This is a genomic window from Zymomonas sp. (assembly GCF_020216885.1).
GTDB lineage: Bacteria > Pseudomonadota > Alphaproteobacteria > Sphingomonadales > Sphingomonadaceae > Zymomonas.
The window spans coordinates 1-13,830 of record NZ_JAIWON010000076.1; the positions used below are offsets into that span (position 1 = coordinate 1).

11 protein-coding genes are annotated in these 13,830 nt (G+C 48.5%); 2 read left to right on the top strand and 9 right to left on the bottom strand.

What is annotated here, in order from left to right; translation table 11 throughout:
* Window positions 1-300 precede the first annotated feature (300 nt).
* The 9 genes from pnp to rimP form a co-directional block, all read right to left on the bottom strand.
* Window positions 301-2,547: a polyribonucleotide nucleotidyltransferase gene (gene pnp, locus LDL18_RS04110; RefSeq protein ID WP_296507112.1), complete on the bottom strand. Its 2,247-nt coding sequence runs from the start codon at window positions 2,545-2,547 to the stop codon at window positions 301-303.
* A 113-nt stretch (window positions 2,548-2,660) separates the two neighbouring features.
* Entirely contained in the window at window positions 2,661-2,930 is a 270-nt protein-coding gene (rpsO, locus tag LDL18_RS04115; protein ID WP_011240456.1) for a 30S ribosomal protein S15, read from the bottom strand.
* A 17-nt stretch (window positions 2,931-2,947) separates the two neighbouring features.
* Complete coding sequence (truB, locus tag LDL18_RS04120; protein WP_296507113.1) at window positions 2,948-3,859, bottom strand: tRNA pseudouridine(55) synthase TruB; 912 nt, start codon at window positions 3,857-3,859, stop codon at window positions 2,948-2,950.
* Window positions 3,856-4,437, bottom strand: a complete 582-nt coding sequence (locus LDL18_RS04125; RefSeq protein ID WP_296507114.1) for a thymidine kinase — start codon at window positions 4,435-4,437, stop codon at window positions 3,856-3,858. The genes truB and LDL18_RS04125 overlap by 4 nt, the downstream gene beginning before the upstream one ends.
* A 23-nt stretch (window positions 4,438-4,460) precedes the next feature.
* Complete coding sequence (gene rbfA / locus LDL18_RS04130; RefSeq protein ID WP_296507115.1) at window positions 4,461-4,886, bottom strand: 30S ribosome-binding factor RbfA; 426 nt, start codon at window positions 4,884-4,886, stop codon at window positions 4,461-4,463.
* Window positions 4,887-5,032: 146 nt separating this feature from the next.
* Window positions 5,033-7,993: a translation initiation factor IF-2 gene (gene infB, locus LDL18_RS04135; RefSeq protein WP_296507116.1), complete on the bottom strand. Its 2,961-nt coding sequence runs from the start codon at window positions 7,991-7,993 to the stop codon at window positions 5,033-5,035.
* Between the two features lie 3 nt (window positions 7,994-7,996).
* A complete protein-coding gene (locus LDL18_RS04140) occupies window positions 7,997-8,731 on the bottom strand; it encodes a DUF448 domain-containing protein (protein WP_296507117.1) in 735 nt (244 codons plus the stop codon).
* 66 nt (window positions 8,732-8,797) lie between these two features.
* The gene (gene nusA / locus LDL18_RS04145; RefSeq protein WP_296507118.1) at window positions 8,798-10,414 is read right to left on the bottom strand and encodes a transcription termination factor NusA; all 1,617 of its coding nucleotides are present in this window, start codon (window positions 10,412-10,414) and stop codon (window positions 8,798-8,800) included.
* A gap of 5 nt (window positions 10,415-10,419) precedes the next feature.
* A complete protein-coding gene (gene rimP / locus LDL18_RS04150; protein WP_296507119.1) occupies window positions 10,420-10,974 on the bottom strand; it encodes a ribosome maturation protein RimP in 555 nt (184 codons plus the stop codon).
* A gap of 400 nt (window positions 10,975-11,374) precedes the next feature.
* On the opposite strand from rimP, the gene LDL18_RS04155 reads away from it, so the two are divergent.
* Both LDL18_RS04155 and LDL18_RS04160 read left to right on the top strand, forming a co-directional pair.
* Window positions 11,375-12,703, top strand: a complete 1,329-nt coding sequence (locus LDL18_RS04155) for a PQQ-dependent sugar dehydrogenase (protein WP_296507120.1) — start codon at window positions 11,375-11,377, stop codon at window positions 12,701-12,703.
* Window positions 12,704-12,778: 75 nt separating this feature from the next.
* Window positions 12,779-13,606 (top strand): ATP-binding protein, encoded by an 828-nt coding sequence (locus LDL18_RS04160; protein WP_296507121.1) that lies wholly within the window; start codon window positions 12,779-12,781, stop codon window positions 13,604-13,606.
* The last annotated feature ends 224 nt before the right edge of the window (window positions 13,607-13,830 follow it).

Below are 13,830 nucleotides of genomic sequence, written 5' to 3' on the forward strand. Positions count from 1 at the left end.
GGTAAAAAATGCCCAATAATACTACGGACAAGGAAGGCACATCCTACAAAAATCAAAGCGCAGATATTTCCGAGCCATGGTTTATTTTGCCATAAAGGCAAAAGCTCTAAAATCCTGTGCATGACCGGGGTATTCCGGATTAAGACCATGCATCCTCCCCCAGATACAATATTCTGGTATTTCCTATAAAAGACGGTTCGAGACTGTCTTTATCACTGTTTGTTCTATGGCCTTCTTTTTATGCAAAAAAAAGGAGGATCTTTAAAGACCCTCCTTTTTCGATACAAAATATGAAAGATATTAGCTATCTTTGCGCAGGAATGCCGGAGCAAATTCCGGTTCCATGTCACGTCTTTCCGGACGATCGCCAGATTCCCGACGAGGGCCCCGATCACGACGAGGACGATCACCTCCGCGACGTTCTGCGTTATCACGTGGCGGACGATTGTCATCCAGTTCTGCACCAGTTTCCTGATCGACAACACGCATAGACAGGCGAACCTTGCCACGATTGTCAATTTCAAGAACCTTGACTTTGACTTCCTGACCTTCGGACAGGACATCGCTGACCTTGTTTACACGTTCGTTCTTGATTTCCGAAACATGTACCAAGCCGTCACGGCCACCCATGAAGTTCACGAAGGCACCGAAATCAACGATATTGACGACTTTACCGTTATAGATTTTGCCTACTTCCGGTTCTTCAACAATACCATTGATCCATTCACGGGCTGCTTCAATATTGGCAGGATCGGAAGAAGACAGACGAACCGTGCCGTCATCTTCGATATCGACCTTAGCACCTGTGGTCGCCACGATTTCACGGATAACTTTTCCGCCCGTTCCGATAACATCACGGATTTTGTCTTTCGGTACGCTCATCGTTTCAATGCGCGGTGCCAAATTAGAAATTTCTGAGCGGACTTCACCCAAAGATTTGGACATTTCACCCAAAATATGGGCGCGGCCGCCTTTGGCCTGTTCCAAAGCTTTCTGCATGATTTCTTCGGTAATGCCAGCAACCTTGATGTCCATCTGGAGGCTAGTAATACCTTTTTCCGTACCGGCGACTTTAAAGTCCATGTCACCCAAGTGATCTTCATCACCCATGATATCGGACAGAATAGCAAAGCCGTCTTTTTCCAGAATAAGACCCATGGCGATACCGGAAACCGGACGCGTTAAGGGAACACCGGCATCCATCAAGGCAAGGCAGCCACCGCAAACGGTTGCCATGGAAGAGGAACCATTGGATTCGGTGATATCCGATAAAACGCGGATGGTATAAGGGAAATCAGCTTTGCTCGGCAAAACCGGATGAAGCGCACGCCATGCCAGTTTACCATGGCCGATTTCACGGCGACCGGGAGCACCAAAACGACCAACTTCACCGACCGAATAAGGCGGGAAGTTGTAATGCAGCATGAAGCGTTCATAATGAAGGCCGGTTAAACCGTCGATCATCTGTTCGGCATCTGCCGTTCCAAGGGTAGTTGAAACCAAAGCCTGTGTTTCACCACGCGTAAACAGGGCGGAACCATGCGTGCGGGGCAAAAATCCAACCTGAGAGCGGATCGGGCGAACTGTTTTCAGGTCGCGTCCGTCAATTCTCCGGCCTTCTTTCAGAATGGCGGTGCGGACGATTTTTGCTTCCAGCTTCTTTGCCAGCTTCTGGATGCGCAGCTTTTCTGTCGGATCGGCTTCTGGGAAGGCTTCGTCAAGAACTGCCTTGGCCTTGCTCAAGGCTTCAACACGTTCAGCCTTGCGAGTCAGACGATAGGCCTTATCGAAATTGTCGTAGCAGAGTTCTTCGACTTTAGCAGCCAAGGCGCTGTCATCATAGCTGACTAGTTCCCAAGGCTCTTTAGCGGCCTGTTCTGCCAGATTGATGATGGCTTTGATAACCGGCTGTAAAGATTCATGCGCAAAAGAAACGGCATTGAGCATGACTTCTTCGGGAAGCTCATTTGCTTCCGATTCAACCATCATCACGGCGTCACGGGTTGCACCGACAACCAGATCAAGGTCACTTTTTTCAAGCTGTTCCAGGGTCGGGTTAAGAATGAACTCGCCATCTTGATAACCAACACGGGCAGCACCAATCGGGCCCAAGAAAGGCACACCAGAAAGAGCAAGAGCCGCAGAAGCGGCGATCATCGCCAAGATATCCGGTTCATTCTCGCCGTCATAGGACATGACCTGCGCAATGACCAAGGTTTCGTTATAGAAACCTTCCGGAAACAGAGGACGGATTGGACGGTCGATTAACCGTGAAATCAGCGTTTCCCGTTCGGTTGCGCCACGTTCACGCTTAAAAAAGCCACCGGGAATACGGCCTGCTGCTGAATATTTTTCCTGATAATGGACGGTCAAAGGAAAGAAATCCTGACCTTCTTTTACCGTTTTTGCTGCCGTTACCGCGCATAATACGACCGTTTCACCTAAGGTCGCAATGACGGCGCCATCTGCCTGACGGGCAACCTGTCCGGTTTCCAGTGTCAGTTTTTTTCCGCCCCAATCGATTTCCTGGCGTTTAATATCGAACATTCAATTTCCTTCTGGCTCCGACCCTATGTCAAGAGCTGCCTTTTTCCGGATTCGCCGGATTGCGAGATAACCGGATGCGAGACGGCCTCCCGATAAGGAGGCCGCATCGTCTTTTACTTACGAAGACCCAGTCTTGCGATAAGGCTGCTGTAGCGGTCTTTGTCGTTATTCTTGACGTAATCAAGCAGGCTACGGCGCTTGTTAACCAAACGGAGCAAACCACGACGGGAATGGTTATCCTTGGCGTGGGTTTTGAAATGTTCGGTCAGGTTAACAATCCGTTCGGTCAGAATAGCAACCTGGACTTCGGGAGAACCCGTATCGCCTTCGACGCGTGCATATTCTTTGATTAACGCTTCTTTGCGTTCTGCTGTGATCGACATCAGTCGTCCTTTCTATTTTAAAAATTGAAACCGCGCAAAACCCGGGCTTCCTGCCCAGTGACTTCAATAAGAGCAACCGGAATTTGTGATTCCATCGCCATATTCAAGCCGGATTCTGCGTTAATTCCGATCAACTTCTGCCCCTGACGGAGTGCTTTTGCCTGATCGGAGGAAACTGCTAAAGCCGGGATGTCGTCCAGCCCTGCTGTTAAAGGCAAAAGCATTTGATACGGCTTTCCAGCTTGCGCCATTTCCATTAATTTGTCCAGTGAAATTGCCTGTTCACTCGTAAATGGCCCCGATTTCAATCGGCGCAAATAGCTGACATGACCATAACAATTCAGTTTGTGGGCAATGTCACGGGCAAGACTTCTAATATAGGTGCCTTTAGAAACTTTGGCGATGAAAGTCGCCTGATCAGGGCTAAAATCGCTTAAGGTCAATTCATGGATAGTAATATCGCGTCCCTTGACGGTAACGTCCTCTCCAGCGCGAACACGGTCACAGGCGCGTTTCCCATTGATTTTCAACGCAGAATAGACAGGCGGAATTTGATGTATTTCGCCTCTGAAGCAAGATAGAACAGATTCGACTTCTTCCTTTGACGGGCGTTTGTCGGATTGATCTGTAACGTTGCCTTCTCTGTCTAGGCTATCCGTTTCTGTCCCAAAGGCGATAGTAAAGGCATAGATTTTGTCAGAATTAAGCGCATAGCCCGCCAATTTTGTGGCTTCTCCCAAAGCAACCGGCAACACACCAGAGGCAAGAGGGTCTAACGTCCCACCATGACCGACTTTTACTTTAGGTAAGCCTGCAATACGGATAGCGCGTTTCACCGCAGAGACGGCTTGGGTTGAACCCAAACCTTCTTGTTTGTCGAGAATGATCCAGCCATGTAAAGCCGCGCTAGGGGAGGGGGTAAAGGTCATAAGCTATTGAGTTTTTCTATAAAATGGCGGCGGCAAAGCGCGATATAGCGCTCATTCCCTCCGATTTCTGTTTGTTGGCCATGACGAATAGGCTTTTTATTTTTATCAACGCGTAAATTCATCGTCGCCTTGGCACCGCAAAAACAGACCGATTTGATTTCTGCCAACTTATCCGCGATCGCCAGCAGATATTTCGAGCCTTCAAATAATTCGGCCTGAAAGTCCGTACGAAGGCCGTAACATAAAACCGGAATATTCAAGTCGTCACAGACGCGAGCCAGTTCGAATACCTGCTGTTTGTTCAAGAATTGCGCTTCATCTATCAAAATACAATGCAGCGGATTTTTCGTATGCCGTTCTTGAACAACATCCCAGAGAGAGGTCGCATCGGAAAAAGCAATAGCGGGCGCTTTCAAGCCAATGCGTGATTTTATGACACCCTGTTTATAGCGGGTGTCAATTTTGGCTGTGAACAATAAGGTTCGCATCCCCCGTTCACGATAATTGAAGTCCGCTTGCAGAAGATTAGTCGATTTTCCAGCGTTCATCGAGGCATAATAAAAATACAACTTAGCCATGCGTGAAATACCCGCTTGATCGCTTAAAGGCTATCTTCGCTGTCGTCTTCCTGATCGTCATTTTCCTGTAAATCACGCTGTACATGAGGCGAGCGCAACAGTGAGTCGATTCGGCTCCCCTGTTCAAAGCTTTCATCGGCTAAAAAGCGGAGCTTAGGTACGTATTTCAACCTTATTTTTTTAGCGATAGCCGCTTGGAGAAAAGAGGCGTTTTTTGAAAGAACGCCGATGACTGTATCATCAGACGCGCCACCCAATGATTTGATGAAAACGGTGGCAATCCGTAAATCAGGAGTCATTCTGACTTCGCTGATAGAGACAAATAAATTGTCTAATGTATCGCCATGGATTTCCCCTCTCATCAGCATTTCAGCTAAGACATGGCGGATTTGTTCGCCGACACGTAACGGGCGGATGGAGTGACCTTCTGGCGTTTGATTGCGACGCATGGGCTACTGACCTTAAAAAACAAAATATAAAATACGGTATCTTTTTAAGGGCTGATGAAAGCAGACTTTAAAAAGAAATCGGCATGAAAAAGAATTGCGGCCAAGGTCGATGACCCTGACCGCAAAATAGATACTCAGTTGAAAAATTAAAGGGTGCGTGCCCGTTCTTCAACTTCAAAGGTTTCGACAATATCACCCGCTTTGATGTCAGTTGATCCTTCCAGCGTGATACCGCATTCGAGGCCAGCCCGAACTTCGGGAACATCGTCTTTAAAGCGACGCAGCGATGCGATTGAACCGTTATAAATAATAATGTCATTACGCAGCACACGTGCCCGCAATTTCTGACGGATATAGCCTTCAAGAACCAACAGACCGGCGGCGCGACCATGTTTGCCGGCGGAGAAGACCTCGCGAATTTCAGCTTTACCGACCACGGTTTCAAAATATTCGGGGCCAAGTTTGCCAGCCATAGCGGCTTTGATTTCATCGATCAGATCATAGATCACATCGTAAAATTTCAATGCTACGCCATCGCGACGGGCAATATCACGCGCTTTGCTGTTCGGACGAACATGGAAGCCGATAATCGGTGCACCAGAAGCCGCTGCCAAGGAGACATCGCTTTCAGTGATACCACCAACGCCCTGATGTAAAATACGAACGCGGATATCCTCATTCGAAATTTTATTAAGAGCACCAGCAATCGCTTCGACTGAACCCTGCGTATCCGCTTTGATAAGCAGAGGATATTCAACAGCCTGCTTGTCCTTCAATGCCGAGAACATGGATTCAAGGCTAGCTGGCTGCGCTGTCGTCCGTTTACGAAGGGCGATTTCAGCACGATAAGCCGCAACTTCGCGGGCACGCGCTTCGCTTTCAACAACCGTAAGGGTATCACCTGCCTGCGGAACGCCTGAAAGACCAAGAACTTCGACCGGCATAGATGGGCCAGCTTCTTTCTGGTTCTTTCCTTGGGCATCGGTCATCGCTCTTACGCGGCCACTGAATTCACCGACCACAAAGATATCGCCAACCTTCAAGGTGCCGCGACGAACCAGAATGGTTGCAACCGGTCCACGACCGCGATCCAGTTTGGCTTCGACGACGGTGCCTTCTGCTGCACGATCCGGATTGGCCTTAAGCTCAAGCATTTCTGCCTGAAGCAAGATCTTTTCGATCAATTCATCAAGACCGGTCTTTTTCGCTGCAGAAATTTCGACATCCTGCACGTCACCGCCCATGGCTTCGACCTGCACGTTATATTGCAGCAAGGCTTCACGAATGCGCTGGGGATTGGCTTCTGGCTTATCCATCTTGTTGATGGCAATGATAATCGGAACATCTGCTGCGCGAGCATGGTCAATGGCTTCAACCGTCTGCGGTCTTAAACCATCATCTGCCGCAACAACAATGATAACAATGTCGGTAACATTGGCACCACGTGCACGCATTTCACTGAAGGCTTCATGACCGGGCGTATCAAGCAAAGTGATTTTCTGGCCTGAAGGTGATTCCACCTGATAAGCGCCAATATGCTGGGTAATACCACCGGCTTCACCACGAACCACATCGCTGCCACGCAAAGCATCGAGCAAGGAGGTCTTACCATGGTCAACATGCCCCATGATCGTCACGACCGGAGGACGTGATTTCAGGGTTTCTTCTGGATCGACGTCGCTCGAGCTATCGATTTCGACATCACTTTCAGAAACGCGTTTGATGTTGTGGCCAAATTCAGTGACCAACAATTCTGCGGTATCCTGATCGATCGTCTGGGTAAGCGTTACAGCCACGCCCATTTTGAACAAGGCTTTGACCAGATCAGCACCCCGTTCAGCCATACGGTTGGCTAATTCTTGAACCGTAATCGCTTCTGGAACGACAACGTCACGTATCTGACGAACCTGTTGGGCTCTGTTTTGGTTGGCGCGTTTATCTTTTTCACGGGCGCGTCGTAAAGCCGCCAAAGAACGTGCGCGTGCACCACCTTCATCACCCGACAAAGCCTTGGTAACAGTCAGTTTACCTGATTGGCGACGATCTTCACCCTTGCGATCACGCATAGCAGGGCGGGGGGCTTCACGCCTTGGCGGTGACACCGGTGTAAAGCGTCGCGGCGCAGGAGAACGAGGCGATTCGCTCCGCTCTTCGCGGGCTTTAGGTGCAGCGGCTTTTGCTGGACGACGCGTTTTTTCTTCGCCTTCAGCACCACCTGCCGTTTTGGCTTGTACCGCTTTGGCTTCTTTTTCAGCTTTAGCGCGCGCTTTTGCTTCGGCTTTCTCTTTTTCTTTCAGAGCGGCCTGTTTTTCAGCTTCAACTTTCGCTTCGGCTTCAAGACGACGTTTTTCTTCGATCCGGCGCTGTTCTTCAAGATCGGCTTCTTGTTTCAGGCGATCTTCGCGGCGGCGGGCTTCTTCCAATGCCTGAAGACGGCTTTCTTCTGCTTCACGCAGAAGGCGTGCCTGTAATTCCTGTCTCGAAGCGAGATCACGATGTGGCAATGTCCGTGGCTGACGCTGACCACCCGAACGCGTCTGGTTTTTATTCTGGCTGCCACGACCGCCTTGGCGACCACGATTATCCTGCGAACGATTACCCGACGGACGATTGCCGGAAGCATTCGCACCATTCTTTTCGGTCGCTTTCTTTGCACCCCGATCCGTAACCTTTATGGCTGCGGGTTTCGCGGCTTCTGCGCTTGCCGGAACAGCCGCTTCTTCTTCAGCTACAGGCTGTGCTGCGGCAGGTGCCGCTTTGCTTACCTCTTGGGCTGTCGCTTCTGGTGCAACCGGTTTGGGTGCAGCAGCTGGCGCCGGAGCAGCCGCAGGCGTTGCCACGGTTTCATTCTTAGTAGCAGTTTGAGTAACAGCTGTATCCTTATTTGGGGTATTTTCTACCGGTGCAGCCTGTTTTTTGGCCGTTTCAGCAGCCGTTGCTGCGTCACCACTGCCCGGTTTATTGATAACCCGTCTTCTTTTGGTTTCTACAATCACGGTATTTGAACGGCCATGGCTGAAGCTCTGCTTCACCTTGCTGGTCTCTACTGTGCGTTTTATTCCCAGCGGCGCCCGCATCCCGAGCTTCGGCTTGTCGTTATCGCTCATCTGTTAATCCGAACCCTTCACATTATTTCCAGCGATAGCCATCGTATCTGCATTCTCGTCGATGCAAATATCGGTATCCCAGTTCCAACCTATAAATCGGCACCACCGCATCAAGGATTTCTTGATACGGTCAGCTGTTGTTGGTGCAGTTAATGCAATATGTACCACATTTCCGCGTCCAACGGCCAATGACAAAATCATGCGGTCGACAGGCAAAACCCAACCTTTTACAGACTGGAAGTCTTGTCTTTCAGCATTTCTATTTTTTCCGCTTTGAAAAGCGTGATCCAGTTTTTTGCAACCATCCGATGCCGCATCCGAGGCATGAAGCAAAAGGGCAGCTTGCCCATTTCGACAACTATCTATGATACGTTCAAAACCGGTTAGCAATCGTCCGGAACGCGCCTCTATGCCGAGCTGGTTTAACAGCTGCTGTTGAAGCGCATTTTCTATACGGACAGGGAGATCAGAAGAAATAGTGATATCAGAGGTTTTGAAGGCGCGTTGTAATACCGCCTTCAATTTGCCTTTGGTAATTGCCCGACTAAGTGCCGTATGATCAACACTGATCCACGCCCCGCGTCCGGGCGCACGAGCCCGAACATCAGGGTGCACCGATCCGTCTGGGGCAAGGGCAAGTCGGATCAGATAATCGCGCGAGTCCTTACCACCGGTTAAAATACACCGGCGGGACGAATCAGTCTTCAGTTCATCATTGACGGTTTCATTGTCTTCCATACGCCAAGGCGCCTCCTTTACATAAAGGAGCCTTGGGGCAATGGAAAATTATTCCATAAACCATTATTAGGCTTTCTCCGACCTTGTTTCAGTGTCTTCCGAGGAATGGGTTTCATCTTCGGCGTCATCGAACCAATGGGCTCGTGCTGCCATGATAATTTCATTCCCCTGTTCCTGACTGAGGCCATATTCAGCCAGAATACCGTCTTCTTCATTGTTATCAGACGAATGACGGCGTCTTTGATCCTGACGTTTTTTGTGAACAAGTTCGTCAGTTGAAAGATCACCTAGATCATCAAGCGTCTTAATACCAGCTTTTCCCAAGGTCAAAAGCATTGCTTCTGTCATATAGGGTAAATCAGCCAGTGCGTCTTCAACACCAAGCTTGCGTCTTTCTTCGCGGGCATCCGCTTCGCGGCGCTCCAAGGCTTCGCGGGCGCGGTTCTGCAATTCAGAGGCAAGCTCTTCGTCGATACCTTCAATAGCGGAAATTTCAGCCTGATCAACATAGGCAACCTCTTCAAGGCTACCAAAGCCTTCGGCTACCAGCAATTGTGCCAAGGTTTCATCAACATCAAGATCATGCTGGAATAATTCCGAATGGGCGACAAATTCTTTCTGCCGCCGTTCCGAAGCATCGGCTTCGGTAAGAATATCGATAGCAGAACCCGTCAACTGGCTGGCAAGGCGGACATTCTGACCGCGACGACCAATAGCCAATGAAAGCTGATCATCCGGTACAACGGCTTCGATACGGCTATCATCTTCATCAATAACAACGCGGGAGACCTGTGCTGGTTGCAAGGAGTTGACAACGAAGGTTGCAAGATCTTCCGACCACGGAATAATGTCGATCTTTTCGCCCTGAACTTCCTGAACCACGGCCTGAACGCGGCTCCCCTTCATACCGACGCAGGCACCGACCGGATCAATCGTATTATCCTGACTGACAACAGCAATTTTGGCGCGGCTGCCCGGATCACGGGAGCAGGCTTTGATTTCAATAATACCGTCGTAAATTTCTGGTACTTCTTGCGCAAACAACTTCTTCATGAAATTCGGATGAGAGCGCGAAAGCAAAATCTGGGGGCCACGATTTTCACGGCGGACATTCATGATCAAGGAACGAACCCGATCACCGACACGGAAAGTTTCACGCGGAATCTGCTGATCGCGACGTAAAGCGCCTTCTGCACGACCCAGATCAACAACAACATGACCAAATTCAATGCGCTTGACAATACCGGTGATAATTTCACCGATACGATCTTTAAATTCGGCATATTGCCGTTCACGTTCAGCATCACGGACTTTTTGGAAAATAACCTGCTTAGCAGCCTGTGCTGCAATGCGGCCAAATTCGATTGGAGGCAGTGGATCGACGATAAAATCCCCAACCGCAGCACCATTTTGTAATTTTTGAGCGTCGACGACAGAAACCTGTTTGAAAAAGTCATCGACCTGATCGACTACTTCAACGACACGCCACAGACGCATGTCACCGGTTTTCGGATCAATTTTTGCCCGAATGTCATTTTCGGCACCATAGCGGGCGCGTGCTGCACGCTGAATAGCTTCTTCCATCGCTTCGATAACGATAGCACGGTCAATCAGCTTTTCACGCGCCACGGCATCGGCGATCGCAAGCAACTCAGCCTTGTTGGCAGAAATGGCACTAGCCATATCGATCATCCTTCTCTTACAATCTGGTCGGCGCCTTCGCTGTCTAGCGGTTGGGTGGCGGCGATGAGCGCATCAGTCAATAATAATTTTGACCGTTCTATAGCTGAAAACGGCAAAATTTTCTGCCCTACTTTAGGACATTCCAATATAACATTATCAGCATCGTCGATACCGATAATTTCTCCGTCAAATTGTTTCCGGCCGTCAAGCGGCGCTGATAACCGGATACGAGCAGAAAAGCCTTTCCAGTCCTGATAATCTTTCCGGCGCGTTAAAGGCCGATCAATACCGGGGGAACTGACTTCAAGACGATATGCATCTTCGATAGGATCCTGCTCGTCGAATATTTCCGAAAGACGACGGGACAAAGCTTCACATTCAGTAAGACCGATCTGTCGCGTATCGGGGCGTTCGGCCATGATCTGCAAGGTCGGATCACTTTTGCCACCAAACATCGCAATACGGACAAGCTCTAAACCCAATGCTTTGACCTCTGGTTCGACCAAGGCGGTAATCGCTGGAATATCAACAACAGGGGCTTTCGGAGCCGTATCAGTCATAACTTTGCTTGTTCCGTTCTGTCATAAAATCAAAAGATTTCAGGACGTTTTGCGAGCCTCGTTTTCTCGCTTGTTGTTTTAACCGATGTCTTTTCAATATCTGTTCGCACAGATTATCGTGCCAGTATCAATTCAGATACTAGCCCCAACAAAGACCGTCGATGTCGAGGAGATACGAATTATATACAGATTGCGCGGTATTTCTACAAGAGGAGAATAAAGAATATTGCCGTTTTTACGACGATCTTTTTACCTTTTACCTTGTTGGAAAAAAGATGTGTTTTTTAATCGCGAAAGGATCATTCGTTAATCGGGGATTATTTTCGCCCTTTCTATTCTGAATTTCTGCTATGTCGCCTGTAAATTGTGTCTTTCAGGGTAATTTGAAGAAAGAATAGCCATGCTTTGTCGTTCGAAAGGCTTTTTGTCAGGTCATTTTTCTAAAAAACGGACATCCGGTAAGGCTGCTTTTATGTTGGGGCAGTTATGCCTGTCTGCTTTTTTATTAAGCGGTTGCAATGTGATCAAAAAATATCACAAAGTAGTCGATGAAAAATTTGCAGCCGGTCGCGATGAAAGCGGAGATTCTTCCAGCGTTTTACAGGGGCAATTAACCCCTGTTGATCGACGCCCCTTTATTATTCATGAAATTGCCCAATTCAATCATCCTATGGCGATGAGCTTTTTACCGGATGGCACGCTGTTGGTTGCCGAAAAATCAGGACAACTTAAATTATGGCATCCTGACAATAAAATCGGCGTTATTCGTAATCTACCTGATGTTGTCAGTAATGGCCAAGGCGGCTTGCTTGATATTGCCCCGCATCCCGATTTCGAAAAGAACCACCTTATCTATCTCAGCTGGACAGAATCCGAAAAGCTCCTGAAGGAAAAAGCGGCGCTTCGGAATGGTGAAAGCGTAGATGATCTATCAGGTGAAGATAAATCAGCTATGGGCGCCGTTATTGGCAGAGCTGAATTAGTTTGTGATAACAAGGGCGGGGGGCGTCTTGCTGGCTTGTCCGTTATCTGGAGGCAAGAGCCTAAAACAGAAGGTGACGTCAATTTCGGTGCGAGAATGGTCTTTGCACCGGATAAAAGCCTTTTCATATCAAGTGGGGACAGATCACAGCCTGCCGCTGCTCAAGATATGAGTATCAATCTTGGAAAGATTGTCAGAATTACTGACATCGGCCGTATTCCTGCCGATAATCCTTTTAACGGAAGCAGTTTTCTCAAATCCCAGATATGGACTTCAGGCCATCGTAATCCTTTAGGCATGGCCTTTTCTCCCGATGGACGATTGTGGGAAAATGAAATTGGCCAAAATGGGGGTGATAAACTCAACCTCATCCAAAAAGGGGCTAATTACGGCTGGCCTATCGTAGCGGCGGCGGCCGAACCGTCTTCTTCTACCGCTACCACGCCCACCCATCCCGAATTTACAAAGCCGAAATGGAGTTGGAGCACTAGTCTCGTGCCATCATCCTTACTTTTCTATACAGGAAATTTGTTTCCCGAATGGAAAGGCAATGCCTTTATCGGTGGTTTGGCCAGTCAAATGCTCGTCCGAATGGAGATAAAAGGCGAGAAAGTCCGTGAAGCGGATCGCTGGCCAATGGGGCATCCTGTTCGTGATGTTGCTCAAGGTTCCGATGGTGCTTTGTGGGTTTTATATGATGATAACAAAGGCGGAAAGCTCATCCGTTTGGCGCCTCCGGGACGATAGATTTTGCGCATAATCGCGACCCTATGGTGAATAGGGATGGCTTCGATATTTTTAAAAAATTGGGAATAAACTCAAATGCTTTCTGCTGATGATAATAACCTGAAACGAATTGCGGATGCCTTGGAACGTCTTGCACCACCTCCAGCCGTTTGGGCTGATCCGATCGCTTCACCGGCCTATATTTGGCGCGGTCAAAATTTAATCGCGGCGCGCTCTTTTAAACCTTTTCCGCTTGATTGCTTGACCGGAATCGATAGCCAGAAAAAAGCCTTATTGGATAATACCGCAAGGCTAGCCAATAACCTGTCCGCCCACGATGTTTTATTGTGGGGAGCTAGAGGCAGCGGAAAATCAGCCTTATGCAAATCCGTTGTGGGTGAATTGCAAAAGGAAGGCGCTGACTTGGCCTTAATCGAGGTCGCTGGCGAAAGAGTGGACACACTGCCAGAATTATTCGGCTATATTGCCGATCAACCGCGTAGTTTTGTTCTATTCGTTGATGATCTCGGCTTTGAAGAAGGGAGTTCAGCCCCTAGAATTTTACGTTCACTTTTAGAAGGTGGGGCAGAAGCCCGTCCTGATAACGCACGGCTTTATGTTACCGCCAACCGTCGGCACATCATTGCCCGCCAAGTTCAGGATACCGCCGAATCCTTTACCCGTGACAGTCTTGATGACCAATTGGCTTTGGCTGATCGTTTCGGCCTTAACTTGGGTTTTCACGTTTGTGACCAGATCAATTACCTCGAAATGATAAGAGGATATGCCGTCCGTTTTAATTTGAAACTGGATGAAAATCACGCCCTGTCATGGGTGCGTTCCAGAAGCGGCCTATCTGGTCGTATGGCATGGCAATATATTATTGAAATTGCTGGTGAACAGGGACGCAATATTACACTTTAAAAGTAGATTTCTATCAGCAGATAATTCTTCGAGGAGGGGGATACATCCATACCCCTCCTTTATTTTAGCATTTTAATGCTAAAAAATATTTTTTTATGTAATTTTAGTGTTTACTTCCCTTTATTAGAAGAATAAATTTTTATTTTTCACGAAGGGGGTAATATGAGTGAGGCCGATTTATTTCGTCGCCGCTTAATGCAACTGGCGCTAGGTGGTACTGTTGC

Excerpts from the sequence above, each read along its gene's own strand:
- pnp (WP_296507112.1), bottom strand. The coding sequence starts at position 2,547 with ATGTTCGATATTAAACGCCAGGAAATCGATTGGGGCGGAAAAAAACTG.
- rpsO (WP_011240456.1), bottom strand. The coding sequence starts at position 2,930 with ATGTCGATCACAGCAGAACGCAAAGAAGCGTTAATCAAAGAATATGCA.
- truB (WP_296507113.1), bottom strand. The coding sequence starts at position 3,859 with ATGACCTTTACCCCCTCCCCTAGCGCGGCTTTACATGGCTGGATCATT.
- LDL18_RS04125 (WP_296507114.1), bottom strand. The coding sequence starts at position 4,437 with ATGGCTAAGTTGTATTTTTATTATGCCTCGATGAACGCTGGAAAATCG.
- rbfA (WP_296507115.1), bottom strand. The coding sequence starts at position 4,886 with ATGCGTCGCAATCAAACGCCAGAAGGTCACTCCATCCGCCCGTTACGT.
- infB (WP_296507116.1), bottom strand. The coding sequence starts at position 7,993 with ATGAGCGATAACGACAAGCCGAAGCTCGGGATGCGGGCGCCGCTGGGA.
- LDL18_RS04140 (WP_296507117.1), bottom strand. The coding sequence starts at position 8,731 with ATGGAAGACAATGAAACCGTCAATGATGAACTGAAGACTGATTCGTCC.
- nusA (WP_296507118.1), bottom strand. The coding sequence starts at position 10,414 with ATGGCTAGTGCCATTTCTGCCAACAAGGCTGAGTTGCTTGCGATCGCC.
- rimP (WP_296507119.1), bottom strand. The coding sequence starts at position 10,974 with ATGACTGATACGGCTCCGAAAGCCCCTGTTGTTGATATTCCAGCGATT.
- LDL18_RS04155 (WP_296507120.1), top strand. The coding sequence starts at position 11,375 with ATGCTTTGTCGTTCGAAAGGCTTTTTGTCAGGTCATTTTTCTAAAAAA.
- LDL18_RS04160 (WP_296507121.1), top strand. The coding sequence starts at position 12,779 with ATGCTTTCTGCTGATGATAATAACCTGAAACGAATTGCGGATGCCTTG.